The 17,205-nt window shown below is 72.8% G+C and carries 14 protein-coding genes and 3 tRNA genes; 5 read left to right on the forward strand and 12 right to left on the reverse strand.

What is annotated here, in order from left to right:
• Nucleotides 1-57 precede the first annotated feature (57 nt).
• Complete coding sequence (locus tag K6T13_RS15500) at nucleotides 58-996, forward strand: ATP-binding protein (protein WP_222895430.1); 939 nt, start codon at nucleotides 58-60, stop codon at nucleotides 994-996.
• Here the strand turns inward: K6T13_RS15500 and K6T13_RS15505 are convergent.
• The 3 genes from K6T13_RS15505 to K6T13_RS15515 form a co-directional block, all read right to left on the reverse strand.
• Complete coding sequence (locus K6T13_RS15505) at nucleotides 993-1,346, reverse strand: metallopeptidase family protein (protein ID WP_222895431.1); 354 nt, start codon at nucleotides 1,344-1,346, stop codon at nucleotides 993-995. The genes K6T13_RS15500 and K6T13_RS15505 overlap by 4 nt on opposite strands.
• A gap of 100 nt (nucleotides 1,347-1,446) precedes the next feature.
• Nucleotides 1,447-1,520: transfer RNA gene (locus K6T13_RS15510), tRNA-Asp, on the reverse strand.
• Nucleotides 1,521-1,612: 92 nt separating this feature from the next.
• A tRNA-Glu gene (locus K6T13_RS15515) sits at nucleotides 1,613-1,685 on the reverse strand.
• A 130-nt stretch (nucleotides 1,686-1,815) separates the two neighbouring features.
• Here K6T13_RS15515 and K6T13_RS15520 point away from each other — a divergent pair.
• The 3 genes from K6T13_RS15520 (at nucleotide 1,816) to K6T13_RS15530 (ending at nucleotide 5,994) form a co-directional block, all read left to right on the forward strand.
• Nucleotides 1,816-1,892: transfer RNA gene (locus K6T13_RS15520), tRNA-Phe, on the forward strand.
• Nucleotides 1,893-2,027: 135 nt separating this feature from the next.
• Nucleotides 2,028-4,799: a PAS domain S-box protein gene (locus tag K6T13_RS15525; RefSeq protein ID WP_222895432.1), complete on the forward strand. Its 2,772-nt coding sequence runs from the start codon at nucleotides 2,028-2,030 to the stop codon at nucleotides 4,797-4,799.
• A 115-nt stretch (nucleotides 4,800-4,914) separates the two neighbouring features.
• Complete coding sequence (locus tag K6T13_RS15530; RefSeq protein ID WP_222895433.1) at nucleotides 4,915-5,994, forward strand: Glu/Leu/Phe/Val family dehydrogenase; 1,080 nt, start codon at nucleotides 4,915-4,917, stop codon at nucleotides 5,992-5,994.
• A 127-nt stretch (nucleotides 5,995-6,121) separates the two neighbouring features.
• Here K6T13_RS15530 and K6T13_RS15535 read toward each other — a convergent pair whose 3' ends face one another.
• From K6T13_RS15535 to purF, 3 genes are all read right to left on the reverse strand, one after another.
• A complete protein-coding gene (locus K6T13_RS15535; protein WP_222895434.1) occupies nucleotides 6,122-6,307 on the reverse strand; it encodes a DUF3073 domain-containing protein in 186 nt (61 codons plus the stop codon).
• Between the two features lie 149 nt (nucleotides 6,308-6,456).
• Nucleotides 6,457-7,536 carry a phosphoribosylformylglycinamidine cyclo-ligase gene (gene purM / locus K6T13_RS15540; protein WP_222895435.1) on the reverse strand — a complete coding sequence of 360 codons (1,080 nt, stop codon included), beginning with the start codon at nucleotides 7,534-7,536 and terminating at the stop codon, nucleotides 6,457-6,459.
• 12 nt (nucleotides 7,537-7,548) lie between these two features.
• Nucleotides 7,549-9,078, reverse strand: a complete 1,530-nt coding sequence (purF, locus tag K6T13_RS15545) for an amidophosphoribosyltransferase (protein ID WP_222895436.1) — start codon at nucleotides 9,076-9,078, stop codon at nucleotides 7,549-7,551.
• A 118-nt stretch (nucleotides 9,079-9,196) separates the two neighbouring features.
• Between purF and K6T13_RS15550 the strand changes: the two genes are divergently transcribed.
• Nucleotides 9,197-10,996: a sensor histidine kinase gene (locus K6T13_RS15550; RefSeq protein ID WP_222895437.1), complete on the forward strand. Its 1,800-nt coding sequence runs from the start codon at nucleotides 9,197-9,199 to the stop codon at nucleotides 10,994-10,996.
• A 6-nt stretch (nucleotides 10,997-11,002) separates the two neighbouring features.
• Here the strand turns inward: K6T13_RS15550 and K6T13_RS15555 are convergent, their stop codons facing one another.
• From K6T13_RS15555 to K6T13_RS15580, 6 genes are all read right to left on the reverse strand, one after another.
• On the reverse strand, nucleotides 11,003-12,343 hold the full coding sequence (locus K6T13_RS15555; RefSeq protein ID WP_222895438.1) for a dipeptidase: 1,341 nt from the start codon (nucleotides 12,341-12,343) through the stop codon (nucleotides 11,003-11,005).
• Nucleotides 12,344-12,393: 50 nt separating this feature from the next.
• Nucleotides 12,394-13,305, reverse strand: coding sequence for an NAD(P)-dependent oxidoreductase (locus tag K6T13_RS15560; protein ID WP_222895439.1), 912 nt, complete (start codon nucleotides 13,303-13,305; stop codon nucleotides 12,394-12,396).
• On the reverse strand, nucleotides 13,302-13,670 hold the full coding sequence (locus tag K6T13_RS15565) for a sterol carrier family protein (protein ID WP_222895440.1): 369 nt from the start codon (nucleotides 13,668-13,670) through the stop codon (nucleotides 13,302-13,304). The genes K6T13_RS15560 and K6T13_RS15565 overlap by 4 nt, the downstream gene beginning before the upstream one ends.
• A 30-nt stretch (nucleotides 13,671-13,700) precedes the next feature.
• Nucleotides 13,701-15,296: a Na+/H+ antiporter NhaC family protein gene (locus K6T13_RS15570; RefSeq protein ID WP_222895441.1), complete on the reverse strand. Its 1,596-nt coding sequence runs from the start codon at nucleotides 15,294-15,296 to the stop codon at nucleotides 13,701-13,703.
• A 78-nt stretch (nucleotides 15,297-15,374) separates the two neighbouring features.
• Nucleotides 15,375-16,325 carry a helix-turn-helix transcriptional regulator gene (locus tag K6T13_RS15575; RefSeq protein WP_222895442.1) on the reverse strand — a complete coding sequence of 317 codons (951 nt, stop codon included), beginning with the start codon at nucleotides 16,323-16,325 and terminating at the stop codon, nucleotides 15,375-15,377.
• Nucleotides 16,326-16,397: 72 nt separating this feature from the next.
• The gene (locus tag K6T13_RS15580) at nucleotides 16,398-17,204 is read right to left on the reverse strand and encodes an alpha/beta hydrolase family protein (RefSeq protein ID WP_222895443.1); all 807 of its coding nucleotides are present in this window, start codon (nucleotides 17,202-17,204) and stop codon (nucleotides 16,398-16,400) included.
• Nucleotide 17,205 lies beyond the last annotated feature (1 nt).

Genomic DNA, 17,205 nt, shown 5'->3' on the forward strand with positions numbered 1-17,205 from the left:
CTTGGGGAACACTCCCGGCGGGTGCGCACAAGAAGTCGACCGTGGATGGGGGCCGGCATGCCGCTGAGCAGGCCTGCGCTTGCTGTGGGGACCGGGCCTCGCAGCGTCCACGCCGCGCGCCGCTGGGTGGTCGAGGTGCTCGCCGACATCGGCCGACCCGAGTTGTCCGAGCCCGCCGAGCTCGCAGTCTCCGAGCTGGTCACCAACGCCGTCCTCCACGCCGAGCCCCCCATCTCCGTGCTGGTCCGCGGTACCCGTGGCCACCCCCGCATCGAGGTCCGTGACGGCTCCACCGAACCGCCCGTGCTGCCCCAGCCCTCCGAGCTCGACCCCCTCGCCGACGTCGACGAGGCCGACCTGATGGTGACCTTCGGCCGCGGGCTCGACATCGTGGCCCGCTCGTCCGACGCCTGGGGAGCCGAGATCGAGGAGACCGGCAAGGTCGTCTGGTTCACCCCCGCGCTCACCACCCGCGAGCACGGCACGCTCGGCACGATCAGCGGTCTGACCGAGCTGCTCGAGCGCAGCCCCAGCCCCGACAACATCCCGTTCCACCTGCTGGGGGCACCGGTCCGTCACCTCGCCGACTTCGAGCGCCACTACCGCGAGCTGCGTCGCGAGGTGCGACTGCTGGCGCTGGCCCACGACGACGAGTACCCGCTGGCCAAGAACCTCTCGGCGCTCTTCGGGTCGATGCAGCGTGAGCTGCGCGAGGGCCTCGACAGCGACGACGTACGCCGGGCGCGGGAGGCGGGCGAGGCGACCACCGACCTCACCGTGCGGTTGTCCCGGGAGAGTGCCGAGACGATGGGGCGGTTCGTGGAGCTGCTCGACTTCGCCGACGAGTTCTGCCGGCAGGAGCGGATGCTGGCCCTGGCGCGCAGCCCCGAGCAGCGGTCGTTCCAGACCTGGTTCCTCACCGAGTTCATCCGGCAGCAGGCCGGTCAGTCGCCGCTGCCCTTCGCCCGGGAGCAGCCCCAGCGCGTCCGCGCCTAGGCGTAGCCGAGGTCGTGCAGCCGGTCGTCCTCGATCCCGAAGTGGTGGGCGACCTCGTGGACGACCGTGATCCGCACCTCCTCGACGAGGTGCTCCTCGTCCTCGGCGAAGGCGAGCAGCGGCCGGCGGAACACGAAGATGCGGTCGGGCAGCTCGAGGTTGGGCTCCCCGTACCGCTCGGTGAGCGCCACCCCGTCGTAGAGGCCCAGCAGGTCGGGGTCGTCGGGCGGCGGGTCGTCCTCGACGAGGACGACGACGTTGCGGATCAGCTCGGCGATCTCGTCGGGGATGTCGTCGAGGGCGGCCTCGACGAGCCGCTCGAACTCCTCGCGCCCCATCGTCACCGGCATGGGTCCAGCCTAGTTCCGCCCCCGATGAGACAAGCCCCGAGAGACGGGCCGGACGACACAAGCCCCGGACCGTGGTGGTCCGGGGCTTGTCGTCGCTCTGCGACCCCGACGGGACTCGAACCCGCGGCCTCCGCCGTGACAGGGCGGCGCGCTAACCAACTGCGCTACGGGGCCTCGATCGTGCTGTGCTCCCGGTGCGGAAGCGGTGGAACTCTAACCCATGGGCGGCGCCGCGTCCCAATCGAGATCGGCGCCCCCGCGAGCGGCACCCCCAACGGGATTCGAACCCGTGCTACCGCCGTGAAAGGGCGGGGTCCTGGGCCGCTAGACGATGGGGGCCGGACTGCCGGCCCAGCATAGGCGGGGCGGCGTCGCGGCGACCAATCCGGCGTCCGCCCCGACTAGGACCGCCCGCGCGGGCTCGGGTATGGTTCCCTCGGTCCGGCGGCGGCCCGCCGCCCCGGAACCCGGCCAGGTAGCTCAGTTGGTACGAGCGTCCGACTGAAAATCGGAAGGTCGGCGGTTCGACCCCGCCCCTGGCCACCACCAGCGACGAGGGCCGTACCCCCAGGGGTACGGCCCTCGTTGTGCTCGTGGTCGGTCGTGCTCGCGTGACTTTGCCGTTTGGCGGCAAATCCCGGCAACGTCGCGCCAGAATGGTCCCACTACCTAGGAGGCCGGGTGATCGACGACGTGGCGTTGTTCCGCGCGCTGGTGGAGACCAGCCCCGCGGGCGTGTGGCTGCTCGACGACGACGGCCGGACGCTCTACGCCAACGCGCGGATGGCCGAGATGCTGGGCCGCACCCCCGCGGAGATGGAAGGCCTCTCGGCCTACGACGTGCACGACGAGCTCGGGAAGGCGCAGTTCGCCGAGCACATGAAGCACGCCCGCGACGGTGACCCCGGCCACGACGACCGGCTGGCGATGTACCTGCGCGCCGACGGCTCCCCGATCTGGCTGCAGGCCAGCTGGCGGCCCGTCCACGCCGCAGACGGGAGCCGCGTCGGCTTCCTCCACCAGTACCACGACCACACCGAGCACCGGCTCGAGCTCAAGGCCCTCGAGCAGCGCGAGCAGCTGATGGCCGACGCGCAGGCCATCACCGGCATCGGCAGCTGGGAGTGGGACGTGCTGCGCGACGAGACGTGGTGGTCCGACCAGCTCTACGAGACCTACGGGGTGGGCCGCGACTTCGTCGCCGACTTCGCCGGCTACCTCTCCCGCATCCACCCCGAGGACCGCGAGCAGGTGCAGGCCGCCATCTCCTCGATCTTCGAGGGCGCCGACGACTTCGAGTTCACCGCCCGCGTTGTCCGCGGCGACGACGGCCGGATCCTGTGGTGCCACGGCATGGGGCAGGTGGTGCGGGACGACGCCGGACGCCCGATCCGGGTCATCGGCACCAACCAGGACGTCACCGACCAGGTCACCGCCGAGCGGGAGGTCGCGGAGTACACCCGACGGCTCGCCCTGCTGCGTGAGGTCGCGGAGGCAGCCAACCAGTCCACCAACCTCGTCGAGACCCTGGCCAGGGCCGCCGACACCCTGGCCGACACCCCGGGCTGGGAGCCGCTCGCCGCGATCGTCCGCGAGGCGGACGGGTCGCTGGCGGCGCTCGACCTCAGCACTCCCGAGCTGCCGTGGCACCAGCCGCCCGACCTCGAGCTCGCCGAGCGCGCCTGGCAGAGCGGGCAGGTCGAGCACCTGCCCGTCATCGGCCGCGAGGAGACCCACAGCCTGGTCGCGCTCCCGATCGCCCACGGCGGTGGCGTCGCCTGTGTCGTCGAGCTGGTCGGCGACGAGGTGCCGCCCGACACCGCCTCCCGCGACCTGATGACGCAGATCGCCACCCAGCTCGGCCGGGTCGCCGAGCGCGAGCGCGCCGCCGCCGAGCTCGCCGAGGCCCGCGACGAGGCGATGGAGGCATCGCGGCTCAAGTCGGAGTTCCTGGCGACCATGAGCCACGAGATCCGGACGCCCATGAACGGGGTGATCGGTCTCAACGACCTGCTGCTGCGGACCGACCTGGACCCCGAGCAACGGCGGCTCGCCGAGGCACTCCACGGCGCCGGACGCACCCTGCGCGGCATCATCAACGACATCCTCGACCTGTCCAAGATCGAGGCCGGGAAGCTGGAGCTGGAGGTCGTGGACTTCGACGTCAGGACGGTGGCAGGACAGGCGGTCGACCTGCTCCGCGCCCAGGCCGTCGACAAGGGCCTCGACCTCACCCTCACCGTGGGCGACGAGGTGCCGACGTACGTCAGCGGCGACGCCGTGCGCTGGAGCCAGATCCTGGCCAACCTGCTCTCCAACGCGGTCAAGTTCACCGACGCGGGGCACGTCGAGGTCAGCGTCGGCGTGGAGCCGCGAGACACCCTGGGCACGGTCATCGCGGTCGCAGTGTCCGACACCGGACCCGGGGTGCCGCTCGACGCCCAGCCGGGACTCTTCGACGCCTTCACCCAGCTCGACCCCTCCACGACCAGACGCCACGGCGGGACCGGCCTGGGCCTGGCGATCGCGCGGCAGCTCGTCGACGCACTCGGCGGCCGCCTCACCCTCGACAGCGTCCCCGGCAAGGGCTCGACGTTCCGGTTCACCGCCGTCTTCGGCACCGCGACCCGTGACGCCATGGACAAGCCGGCGGTCCAGGACGGGGCCACCCCGCCGACGGCGGCCCCGCAGCGGGTGCTCGTCGTCGAGGACAACCAGGTCAACCAGCTGGTGGCGGTCGGGCTGCTGGAGAACGCCGGGTTCGAGGCCGACGTGGCCGAGGACGGCGTCGAGGCGGTGGCGGCGCTGCATGACGGGCACCAGTACGCCGCGGTGCTGATGGACTGCCGGATGCCGCGCATGGACGGGTTCGCCGCCACCCGGGAGATCCGCGCCAACGAGCCGCTCGGCACGAGGGTGCCGATCATCGCGATGACCGCATCTGCGCTGGAGGGCGAGCGGGAGCGCTGCCTCGCCGCCGGGATGGACGACTTCCTGACCAAGCCGGTCGACTCGGCGCGGCTGCAGCAGGTCGTGCGGGGGTGGATCGACGGCACCGCCTCGGCCGAGACCGTGCAGCCGCAGCTGCCCGGACCGCGCGGCGACGTCCTCGACCTCGCCCGCATCGACATGCTGCACGAGCTGGTCAAGGACGGGCTCAGCCTGTTCCAGCGCAGCTCGGGCAACTTCATCGCCCACGCGGCCGACCACCTCACCGCCATCGGGGCCGCGGTCGAGGCCGGCGACCCCGAGGAGCTGACCGCCACCGCCCACAAGCTCAAGGGCAGCGCGCTCAACCTGGGCCTTCCCCGGGTGGGCGAGGTCGCGAGGGAGCTGGAGGAGCAGGGGCGCAGCGGCGACCTGGGCGCGTCCACCGCCGCGCTGTCCATGCTCTCGCGGGAGGTCCAGCTCGCGGTCGCCGCGCTCGAGCGGGCCCGGGCAGCGCGCGCCTGACCCCGTACTTCTGGGTAACGGGCGGTGCGGCCTAGGCTTGACCCGTCGGCCACGCCACCCCTGTGACCGGCAGCCGTCACCCACCCCGTGACACCAACAGAAAGTGGTCACCGCCATGTCCAGCACCGTCGACCTCTTCGACCTCGGCTCCGAGCACGAGCAGGTCGTCTTCGCCAACGACCCGGCCACCGGGCTGCGCGCCATCATCGCCGTGCACTCCACCGCCCTGGGGCCCTCGCTGGGTGGCACCCGCTTCTACCCCTACGCCTCGACCGACGACGCGCTGCGCGACGTGCTCGCCCTCTCCCGGGGCATGACCTACAAGGCCGCCCTCGCGGGCCTCGACCTCGGTGGCGGCAAGGCGGTCATCATCGGCGACCCGGCCACGCTCAAGAGCGAAGCCCTGCTGCGCGCCTACGGCCGCTTCGTCCAGTCGCTGCGCGGGCGCTACCACACCGCCTGCGACGTGGGGACCTTCAGCGAGGACATGGACCACGTGGCCCGTGAGTGCGACTACGTCACCGGTCGCACCGTCGCCCACGGCGGTGCCGGCGACAGCTCGGTGCTGACGGCGTACGGCGTGTTCCAGGGGATGCGCGCGGCCGCCGAGGCGGTCTGGGGCGAGCCGACCCTGGCCGGTCGCACCGTCGGGGTCGCCGGGGTCGGCAAGGTGGGCCACCACCTGGTCCGGCACCTCTTCGAGGACGGCGCCACCGTCGTGGTGACCGACGTGTCGGCCGCGGCGGTCGAACGGGTCCGCGAGGAGAACCCGCAGGTGCAGGCGGTCGCCGACACCGACGCGATGGTCGCCGCCAACCTCGACGTCTATGCCCCGTGCGCACTCGGCGGCGCGCTCACCGACGAGGTGGTGCAGACGCTGTCGGCGAAGATCGTGTGCGGCGCCGCCAACAACCAGCTCGCCCACCCGGGGGTGGAGAAGGTGCTGGAGGAGAAGGGCGTGCTGTACGCCCCCGACTACTGCGTGAACTCCGGCGGCCTGATCCAGGTCGCCGACGAGCTCGAGGGCTTCTCCTTCGACCGGGCCCAGCAGCGCGCCAGCAAGATCTTCGACACCACCCGGGCTGTCTTCGAGACCGCCCGTCGCGACGGGGTGCCGCCGGCCGTGGCAGCCGACCGGCTCGCCGAGCGACGGATCCGTGAGGTCGGTCGGCTGCGCGGGATCTGGCTGGGCTGACCGGGCAGGGCAGCCCACAGCGCCTTCCCGCACCCGGGCACCGCAGGACACGGAGAGAGGCTCGGGTCGGACGAGAGCGCGGGCGACGCTCCCGGGTCACCGGGGCGTCACCCGCGAGGGAGCCGTGTCAGTCGCGTTCGCTGTCGGCGTAGTCAGACCACGGATCGGCCTCGTCCGGGTCGATCTCGGTCTTCTCGTCCTGCTCCTCGCCGTGCAGCTCTCGCGCCAGCGCGCCGAAGTCCGTCTCGTGAGTGCGGTACTTCAGCTCGCGAGCGACCTTCGTCTGCTTAGCCTTGGCTCGGCCGCGCCCCATAGGGTCGACCCCCTCGCACACTTGGCCGGGCCGCGGCAGCCGCGACGTCCGGTCTGTTGGTCTGGTCTCTCGTGGGGACAACGCTACCCGTTCGGTGGGTGTTCCCGCACACCGAGGTCGGCAATTCGCGGACGCGATCCGGACCGCTGCTACCAGCCCGGGTGGTTGCCGACCAGCCGCACCCGGCCGGAGCCTGCGCCGGTGACCTCGCCAGCCACCCACGCCCGCACCCCGTGGAGCCCGAGCACCCGCAGTGCCTCCTCGACGTCGCCGGCCGACGTCAGGGCGACCATGCCCACGCCGCAGTTGAGGGTCTGCTCGAGATCGGCCTGGGACACGCCGCCGACCTGTCGCACCAGGTCGAAGACGGGCTGCGGGGTCCACGTCCCCCGCTCGATGGTCACGTCGACCTCCACCGGCAGCACCCGCTCGAGGTTGGCGGCCAGTCCGCCGCCGGTCACGTGGGACATGGCATGGGTGTCGGTGGCCGCGGCCAGCGCCAGGCAGGCCTTGGCGTAGATCCTGGTCGGCTCCAGCAGCTCCTCCCCCAGGGTCCGGCCGAGGTCCTCCACGTGGCGGTCCAGCGTCCAGCCGGCACCGCCGAGCAGCACGTGGCGCACCAGGGAGTAGCCGTTGGAGTGCAGACCGCTGGCCTCCATGGCGATGACGGCGTCTCCGGGGCGCACCCGGCCCGGGCCCAGCAGGCGGTCGGCCTCCACGACGCCGGTGGTCGAGCCGGCGACGTCGTAGTCGTCGGGCCCCAGCAGCCCCGGGTGCTCGGCGGTCTCCCCGCCGATAAGTGCACAGCCAGCGGCGACACACGCCTCGGCGATGCCCTTGACGATCGCGGCGATCCGCTCGGGCACCACCCGTCCGGTGGCGATGTAGTCGGTGAGGAAGAGGGGTTCGGCGCCACAGACGACGAGGTCGTCGACCAGCATCCCGACCAGGTCGAAGCCGATCGTGTCGTGCTTGTCGAGCGCCTGTGCGATGGCGACCTTCGTGCCGACGCCGTCGGCGGAGGTGGCCAGCAGCGGGCGGTCGTAGTCCTTGAGCGCCGAGGCGTCGAAGAGGCCCGCGAACCCCCCGATGCCGCCGATCATCTCCGGACGACGAGCCTTCTCGACCCAGCCCTTCATCAGCTCGACGGCCTTGTCACCCGCCTCGATCGAGACGCCGGCCTCGGCGTACGCGTGCCCCGGTCGGTCGGTCACGGGCTCTCCTTGCATCGACGGTGCGGGTCAGGGGTTGTTGAGGACGGGCAACGACTCCGTCGCGATCGACGACTCCAGCAGGTGCTTGCCGAGCAGGCTCTCGTCGGGCAGCTCGATCGGGTAGTCGCCGGTGAAGCAGGCGCGGCACAGCCGCTCCGTGGGCTGACCGGTCGCCTCGACCATGCCGTCGAGGGAGATGTAGCCCAGGCTGTCGGCGCCGATGCTGGCCGCGATCTCCTCCACGTCGAGGCCGTTGGCGATCAGCTCCGCCCGGGTGGCGAAGTCGATGCCGTAGAAGCAGGGCCACTTCACGGGCGGGCTCGAGATCCGCACGTGGATCTCGAGCGCTCCCGCCTCGCGCAGCATCCGGACCTGGGCACGCTGGGTGTTGCCCCGCACGATCGAGTCGTCGACGACGACGACCCGACGGCCGCGGATCATGTGCTCGAGCGCGTTGAGCTTGAGGCGGATGCCGAGCTGGCGCAGGGTCTGGCTCGGCTGGATGAAGGTACGACCGACGTAGGCGTTCTTGACGAACCCCTGACCGAAGGGGATCCCGCTCTCCTCGGCGTAGCCGGCCGCTGCCGGGGTCCCGGACTCGGGGACCGGCATCACCAGGTCGGCGTCGACCGGGAACTCGCGGGCCAGGCGCCGGCCCATCTCGACCCTGGCCTCGTGGACGCTGCGACCACTGATGGTGGCGTCGGGCCGGGCGAGGTAGACGTACTCGAACACGCACCCCTTGGGCGCCGGATCGGCGAACCGGTGGCTGCGCAGGCCCTGCTCGTCGATCACCAGCAGCTCGCCCGGCTCCACCTCGCGGACCACGCTGGCGCCGATGGTGGCCAGCGCGGCGTCCTCGGAGGCGACGACCCAGCCACGCTCGAGGCGGCCGAGGACCAGCGGGCGGATCCCCTGCGGGTCGCGGGCGGCGTAGAGCGTGTCCTCGTTCATCCAGACGAAGCAGAAGGCGCCGCGCAGCTTGGGGAGCACCTCGAGCGCCCGCTGCTCGAGCGAGGTGTCGGGGTGGTGGGCGAGCAGGGCCGTGACCAGCCCGGTGTCGTTGGTGGAGGTCTCGAGGTTGCGGGCGTGGATGTCGAGCTCGTCGCTGGCGCTCGGCAGCGAGCCGACCTCGTCAGCCAGCTCCCGCGTGTTGATCAGGTTGCCGTTGTGGCCGAGCGCGATCGACCCGTCGGCGGTGGGCCGGAACGTCGGCTGGGCGTTCTTCCAGATGCTGGCGCCCGTCGTGGAGTAGCGGCAGTGCCCCACCGCGAGGTGGCCCTTGAGCGAGGCCAGCGTGGTCTCGTCGAAGACCTGCGAGACCAGCCCCATGTCCTTGTAGACCAGGATCTGCCGGCCGTTGCTGACCGCGATCCCGGCCGACTCCTGGCCCCGGTGCTGGAGCGCGTAGAGCCCGAAGTAGGTCAGCTTGGCGACGTCCTCGCCCGGCGCCCACACGCCGAAGACGCCGCACGCATCCTGCGGCGCGGCTTCGTGGGGGTCGAGCCCGGCCGAGAGTCGACCGTCGCCCGGGCGGTTCCAGCGGGGGCGGAGCACGCCGCGCAGTCTACGCGGGTCGTCCGATCGGACACAGTTGTCGCGTGTGGCGGACAGCACTCGCACTGCGACGTAACCTGCCGGTGCAGGGGGAGACGAGCCAGACCGAGGAGCGCACGTGACACAGCGACTCTCGACGACCACCGACGCCGACCGCGAGGAGCACCTGACCGACGGCACGTTCCGCGACGGGCTGGAGCTCATCGCCGAGGGCGTCACCGACATGGTCGGCTTCAACCTCGCGTGCATCAGCGTCGTCCGGACCGCACCCGACGGCAGCCAGGACCTCGAGGTCCTCGCCCTCGGGGGCAGCGACTACAGCGCGGAGATGGTCGTCGGCCGGCGTACGCCGCTGGCCGGCCTGCTGGGGGAGCTCGCCAAGGCGGAGGACTGGGGCCGGTTCCGGTTCCTCCCCCACGAGCTGCTCGACACCGAGGACGTCGAGAACGCCTACGGCTGGGTCGTCCCCGACCTCGTGCCGGGCGAGGGACCCAACGCCTGGCACCCGCTCGACCTGCTGGTCGCCCTGCTCCACGACGACCACGGAAACCTGCGGGGCTCGCTGGCCATCGACCTTCCGGAGAACGGCCTGCGGCCAGACGCCGAGCAGCGGCGCCTGCTCGAGAAGTTCGCCGTCCAGGCGGAGCGCGCGGTGGTCACGCACCTCGAGCGTGAGGAGCTCGCCGAGCAGGTGCGGCTGGCCGAGACCGCCCGGACGATCGTGCGCAGCGCCAGCGCCCAGGACGGTCTCTCGGCGGTCCTGCAGCAGTGCCAGGCCGGGCTGGTCGAGGGCTTCCGCTGCCACGGCTCGTGGATCCAGACATTCGACGAGGACGGGCGCGGGTCCGGCGCGATCCACACCTCCTCCTCGAGCCAGGTCGTCCTGCCGGTGGAGCTCATCGGCGTGGCGACCTCGGCGGCACAGACGTGCTGGTCGGAGCAGCGCACCGTCGTGATCGCTCCCGGTCACCCCGTGCCCTCGGTCCTCTCGGACGCCGAGCAGCACGCGGTGCTCGCCTTCATGGACGACATCCGCATCACCTCGCTGCTCTTCGTCCCCCTCGGTGCCGGCGGCGAGTGCCTCGGCAACCTCGTCCTCACGCGCACCGACGACCGCGACTGGACCGACCTCGACCGGCAGGCCGCCCTCGACATCGGGCACGACCTCGGCCGGGTCGTGCTCAACGCGCGGACCTTCGAGCGCGAGCACGAGCTGGTGCTGGAGCTGCGCGCCCTCGACAGCTACAAGAGCCAGCTGATCGCCACGGTGAGCCACGAGCTGAAGAACCCGCTCGCCGCGGTCGCGGGGTACGCCGAGGTGCTGGAGTCGGCCCCCGAGCTCGCGGCACGCTCGCGCAGCGCCGTCGACGCGATCGTCCGCGGCGCCGGGCGGCTCAACCGGGTGATCGACGACCTGCTGGTGCTCTCGAAGGTCGAGGACCCCCACCGACCGCTGGAGCCCGTCCCCGTCGACCTCAGCCGGCTCGTCGCCGACACGCTCGAGCTGCTGGACGTGACGATCACGCAGGGGCAGGTCGACGTCGTCACGAACACTCCTGAGGGAGGCGTGCTGGCCGACGGCGATCGCGACGAGCTGGCCTGCCTGGTCACCAATCTCATCAGCAACGCCGTGAAGTACACCGATCTCGGCAAGGTCGTCGTGACCGTGGAGCGTCACGGCTCGGTGACGGTGCTCCAGGTCAGCGACGAGGGGCTCGGGATCTCGGCCGACGACCAGGCTCGTCTGTTCACGGAGTTCTTCCGTTCCAGCAACCCCGTCGCGACCAGCCGCCCGGGAACCGGCCTCGGGCTCGCGATCGTGAAGCGGATCGTCGACCGCCACGGCGGGACGATCACGGTCGACTCCGAGCTGGGGCGGGGCAGCACCTTCACCGTCACGCTGCCCGCCGCCGGCTGACCGCTCTCAGCCGCCCTCGCCCAGCCGCGCCAGCAGCAGCGTCTCGGCCAGCACCACCCGCTCGAACTCGGCCAGGTGGAGCCCCTCGTTGGCCCCGTGGGCCCGCGTGTCCGGGTCCTCGACCCCGGTGACGAGGACGCTGGCCTGCGGGAACGCCTCGAGGAACTCGGCGATGAACGGGATCGAGCCGCCCACCCCCATGTCGATCGGGGCGGTGCCGTCCCACGCCTCGGCGAACGCGCTCCGCGCAGCGTCGTACGCCGGGCCGGTGGCGTCGATCTGCATGGCCTCGCCGGTGTCGACGACGGTGAAGCCGAGCTCGGCACCCCACGGGACGTGCTGCTCGAGGTGGCGGCGGAGGCACTCGATCGCGTTGGCGGTGGTGTCGCCGGGCGCGATCCGCATCGAGATCCGGGCCCGGGCCGCCGGGACCAGGGTGTTGCTGGCGCCATCGACCTGGGGGGCGTCGAGACCCGTGATGCTGAGCGAGGGACGGGTCCAGAGCCGCTCGACGGCCGAGCCGTCACCGACCCACTCCACGCCCGGGTTGACGCCCGACTCGGCCCGCAGCCGGTCCTCGGGGTAGTCGACGTCGGCCGCCGCACCGCTGTGCAGCCCGGCGACGGCGACGTTGCCGGCGTCGTCGTGGAGCGTGGCGATGAGCCGGCTGAGCGTCATGAGGGCGTCGGGGACCAGGCCGCCCCACATGCCGGAGTGGACGGCATGGGTGAGGGTGCGGACCTCGACGTCGGCACGCACGAGCCCGCGCAGGCTGGTGGTCAGGGCAGGGACGCCGATGTCCCAGTTGCCGGAGTCGGCGATGACGATGACGTCGGCGGCCAGCCGCTCCTGGTGCTCGGCCAGCAGCGCGGGCAGCGTCGGCGAGCCGATCTCCTCCTCGCCCTCGACGAAGAGCGTGACGCCGACCGGCAGGTCGTCGCCGAAGACCCGCAGCGCAGCCAGGTGGGCCACGATCCCGGCCTTGTCGTCGGCCGCACCCCGGCCGTAGAGGCGCTCGCCCCGCTCCGTGGGCTCGAAGGGGGCGCTGTCCCAGTCGGCCGGGTCGTTCTCGGGCTGCACGTCGTGGTGGGCGTAGAGCAGCACCGTCGGCGAGCCCTCCGGGCCCGCCTTGTGAGCGATGACCGCGGGCGCGCCGCCGTCGACGTCGACGATGTCGACCGTGCACCCCTCGGCCTCGAGCAGCGCCCGGACCGCCTCGGCGCTCCGGCGGACCTCCCCGGACCGGGCCGGGTCGGCGCTCACCGACTCGATCCTCACCAGGTCCTCGAGGTCCTTCCGGATGCCCGGGAGGACGGCGGCGACACGGTCACGGAGCTGGTCGGTCATGGCCCTCACCCTAGGGTCCGGCTCTGCGCGCGGAGCCACCGGGCGAGCCCTCACCGGGCCCCGTCGTGGACCACGTTGCGCAGCGGCTCCCCCGCGGCGTACCGCTGGAGCTGGTCGCGCACCAGGGCGGCGATCCGGGGCAGCATCGCGGTGGTGCCGCCGGCCACGTGGGGCGTGATCAGCACGTCGGGGGCCCGCCACAGCGGGTGGTCGTCGGGGAGCGGTTCGGGGTCGGTGACGTCGAGGGCGAACTGCAGCCGGCCGGCCTCGGCGAGGACGGCGCCGACGTCGAGGACACCACCCCGGGCCACGTTGACCACCACCGCGCGGTCCGGCAACCGGGCCAGCAGGTCGGCGCCGACGAAAGCACGGGTCGCGTCGTCGAGGGGCAGCAGCACGACGACGACGTGCTGGTCACCCAGCAGCCCGGGCAGGTCCTCCACCCCGTGGACCGTGCCGACCAGGTCGTCGTCGCGGCGGGAGCGTGCGACCGCGGTCACCTCGGCGCCGTGCGCCAGCAGCCGACGCGCCAGCGCCCGACCGATCGAGCCGTAGCCCAGCACCAGGACGCGCGAGTCGGTGAGGGAGCGCATCCCCTCGCGCAGCGACGACCACCTCCCGTGGTGGCGGACCGCCTCCGGGATCCGACGGAGCACGGCGAGCGCGAGCCCCACCGCGTGCTCGGCCGTGGCGTCGTCGTGGACACCCGTGGCGTTGCACAGCGTCACGCCCGGCCGCAGCAGCTCCACCTGGCCGTCGAACCCGGCCAGTTGTGTCTGCACCACCCGCAGCGCGGGCAGCTCGTCGAGACGCCGCAGGAACGCCGGGGTGTCGCGGTAGTGCGGGACCATCACCTCGGTGCGCGGGTCGGGGGCGTCCTCGCCGTCCCAGACCACCACCTCGACCCCGGGCACCTCGCCGACGGCGTCGCGGAGCTCCGCGGACGGCACCGACGCGATCACGCCGGTTCCCCCAGGGGCAGGTACGCCGACAGGTCCGTGCGCTCGCCCGAGGCCCGGACCCGGCCGGCTGCCACCGCGTCGCCCCAGGCGAGCCGGCCGGTGGCCAGCTCGACCCAGGTCGCGGGGTCGGTCTCGACGACCGCCGGCGGCGTGCCGCGGGTGTGCCGCACGCCCTCGACCACCTGGGCGGCGGCGTAGGGCGGCACCCGCACCTCCACCGAGGTGCCGGGCGCGCGCTGCTGGAGCAGGGCCAGGTAGTGCTTCACCAGCAGCCGCACGTCAGCCGGGGAGGACGATCCGCTCACGTGGCGCGTGGCGGCCTCGGCCACCGCGGCGGGGTCACCGGGCTGGAGTCGTCGGGGCACGCGGTCATTCGACCACGGCCGCGGGGCTCCTCAGGAGCCGGTGGTGGGCGCCGGCTCGCTGACCTCGTCCTGCACCGACTGGTTGACCATCCCGGCGACGACCGCCAGCCCACCCAGCGTGGCCACCATCAGCAGGAAGCCGAGCAGCCAGCTGCCGGTGGCCGCGAGGGCGACGTAGCCGACGAGCGCCGCGAGGGCACCGGTGAGGGCATAGGGCAGCTGCGTCGTCACGTGGGTGATCACGTTGCAGCTGGCCCCGGTCGAGGAGAGGATCGTGGTGTCGGAGATGGGCGAGCAGTGGTCACCGAAGACGGCGCCCGCGAGCACGGCGCCGAAGGCGGGCACCAGCAGCTCCGGCTCGCCGACCGAGGCCATCAGCGTCCCGGCGATCGGCAGCAGGATGCCGAAGCTGCCCCACGAGGTGCCGGTGGAGAAGGCCATGGCGCCGGCGATCACGAACATCGCGGGCACCAGCCACGCAGCGGCGATGCCGGCGTCCTCGACCAGCCCGGCGAGGTACTCGCCGGTCCCGAGCGACTCGATCAGTGCACCGAGCATCCAGGCCAGCAGCAGGATGTAGATGGCCGGCAGCATCGACTGCGCGCCCCCGGCGACACCCTTGCCGAGGACCCCGCGGTCGAACTCGTCGTTGGGCGTGGTGTAGCGGAAGTAGTAGTAGAGCGCGGTGCCGAGCCCGAGGACGGCGCCGTAGATCAGTGCCTCGGTGACGTCGGCGTTGGCCATCACGTCGAGGACGCCCCACGAACCCGCGGCCGTGCCGCCGGTCCAGATCATGCCGCCCACGACGCCGACGACGAGGGCCGCGAAGGGGATCACCAGGGCCCGCTTGTGGCCGGGCTCGTGGACCGGGAGGTCCTCCGCCAGCTCGCCGGGCACGTCCTCGGAGCTGTCGAAGGTCTCCCCCTCGGCAATGGCGCGGCGCTCCTCGCGCCGCATCGGCCCGACGTCGAGCTGGAGCAGGATCACGATGCCGACGGTCAGCAGCGCCGCGATCGCGTAGTAGTTGTGGCCGGCCGAGAGGACGAACACCTCGAGGTCGCTCTGGTCGAGGGCCGCTGCGGCGATGAGCGGGCTCATCAGCCCGATGATGTAGGCGCCCCAGCTCGAGAACGGCGCCAGCACGGCGACCGGCGCCGCGGTCGAGTCGATCAGGTAGGCGAGCTTGGCGCGGGCCACGTTGAGCCGGTCGGTCACCGGGCGGGCCACCTGGCCGACGGCGAGGGCGTTGAAGTAGTCGTCGATGAAGATGGCGACACCGAGGCCACCGGCGAGACCCTGGGCACCGCGACGCGAGCGGACCCGCCGCGAGGCCCACTCGGAGAAGGCGGCGCTACCGCCACTCATGAGGACGACGGCCGCGATCACCCCGAGCGCCAGGGTGAAGAGCAGGATGTAGACCTTGCCGGTGTTGACGGCCCCGTCGGCCCAGAAGAGCTCCGCGAAGGATCGCCAGACGAGGACGAGGGTGTCCCAGGGTTGGTAGTCACTGACCAGGAAGGCGGCGCTGAGGACGCCCAGTCCCAGGCTCAGGACGACCTTGCGGGTGGCGATCACCAGGACGATCGCCACGACCGGTGGCAGGATGCTGAGAATCGAGTCGGCCACGGTGGCCCCCTTCCACTCCCCTGCCAACCTAGCCCGGGCCCTCGCAGATCGCCACGACCCCCCTCGGCGAGCGCCGCCTCAGGAGGAGGCGGCGCCGAAGGAGCGGGCCACCTGTGCGCACTGCTCCCGCAGCTCCTCGGGCGACTCGACCTCGAAGGGCGCGCCCAGCTCCGCCAGCACCATCACCGGCCACGCCAGGGAGTCGGCGTTCATCTCCAGGACGGCCCCACCGCTCGAGGGTGTCACCTCGCCCCACCCCCGGGCGGCGCGTGCGACGGCCTCCGGGTCCGCGGCCACCCGGACGCGGACGGCGTACCGCTGGGGCATGCGGCGGATCCCGGCCTGCACGAACGCGAGCGCGTCGTCGGCCGGGAGCCGACGCGGCCGGAACCGCTGACCGGTCGGCTCCGGGTCAGTGATCCGGTCGACGCGGAAGCTGCGCCAGTCCTGCCGGTCGCGGTCGTAGGCGACGAGGTACCAGCGCCGTCCCAGGGTGACCAGCCGGTGGGGCTCGACGCGTCGGTCGGTCGGCTCCGCGTCGCGGGCGGTGTAGCTGAAGCCGACCGGCTCGTCGTCGCGGCAGGCCTGGGCGAGGGTCGTGAGCACCGCCGCGTCCACCTGCGGCCCGCCCGCCCACGGGGCGGGGGCGTCGGTCTGCGAGGCGAGCGCGTCCATCCGGCGCCGCAGCCGCGGCGGCATCAGGGCGACCACCTTGGCGAGGGCCTGCACGGCGGTCTCCTGCACTCCGCCCACGCTGCCGGCCGCGGCCGAACGGAGGCCGACAGCGACGGCGACCGCCTCGTCGTCCTCGAGCAGCAGCGGAGGGAGCAAACCACCGGCGCGCAGCTGGTAGCCGCCCAGGACACCGCGGACCGCGTCCACCTGGTAGCCGAGCTCGCGCAGCCGGTCGACGTCGCGCCGCAGGGTGCGCGGACTGACCTCGAGCCGCTGGGCGAGCTCCGGCCCGGGCCAGTAGCGGTGGGTCTGGAGCAGGGACAGCAGCCGCAGCATCCGGGAGCTGGTGGACATGGCCCGAGGATAGGTCGCATAGCGGCCAGGAACTGGCCGCAGGTGTGGCGGCTGCGACGTGGGTCGTCGGGCCTACCCCAGGTCGGCGAGCAGCCCGAGCGTCTGCGCCCAGGCCTCGGAGGCGGGGTCGATGAGGACGTAGTGGTCACCGTCGACCCGGGTGAGGGCGGCGTCGGCGCCGGTGGCCGCCGCCGCGGCGACGTAGCGCTCCGAGAGCTCCAGCGGCACGTCGGCGTCAGCCCGCCCGTGGATGCAGCGGACGGGTACGCCGAGCGGCAGCTGCCGGAAGGGGTCGAGGGCCCGGTCGGCGGGACCCGGGGGGTGGCCGAGGAACGCCTCGACCGCCCCGCTGCCGAGGCCGAGCTCGTGGGCCAGGACCAGGTCGAGCACCCCCGCCTGGGCGACCACGCCCGTCACGGGCACGACGGGCTCGGGACGGGCCGCCGCCCAGGTGGCGAGGTGGCCGCCGGCCGAGTGACCCAGGGTGATGACGGTCGAGGTGTCGAGGCCCCCGACCTCGGCCAGCAGGTCGATCCCCGCTGCCACGTCGTCGAAGGTCTCGGGTGTGCCGCCGCCACCACCGACGCGGCGGTACTCCAAGTTCCAGGCAGCCCACCCCTCCGCGGCGAGGCTCGCGGCCAGCGGCCGCCCGAGCGAGAGGTCGTAGGCCTGCTTCCAGAAGCCGCCGTGGACCACCACCACGACTCCCCGCGGCTTCCCGGCGGGCAGCGTCAGCTCCGCCAGCTGGCTCGGGTGCGTGCCGTAGCGATGGGTCGTCGTCCCGCTCACGTCCGGGCTGCCCCTGCCGATCGGCGCCGCAGCCCCGCACGCCCCCAGTGCGGCGAACGCGGGCAGACCGAGCAGGGTCCGCCGCCGCACG

Origin of the sequence: Nocardioides coralli, assembly GCF_019880385.1 — a bacterium.
In the GTDB taxonomy this organism is placed as follows: Bacteria; Actinomycetota; Actinomycetes; order Propionibacteriales; family Nocardioidaceae; genus Nocardioides; species Nocardioides coralli.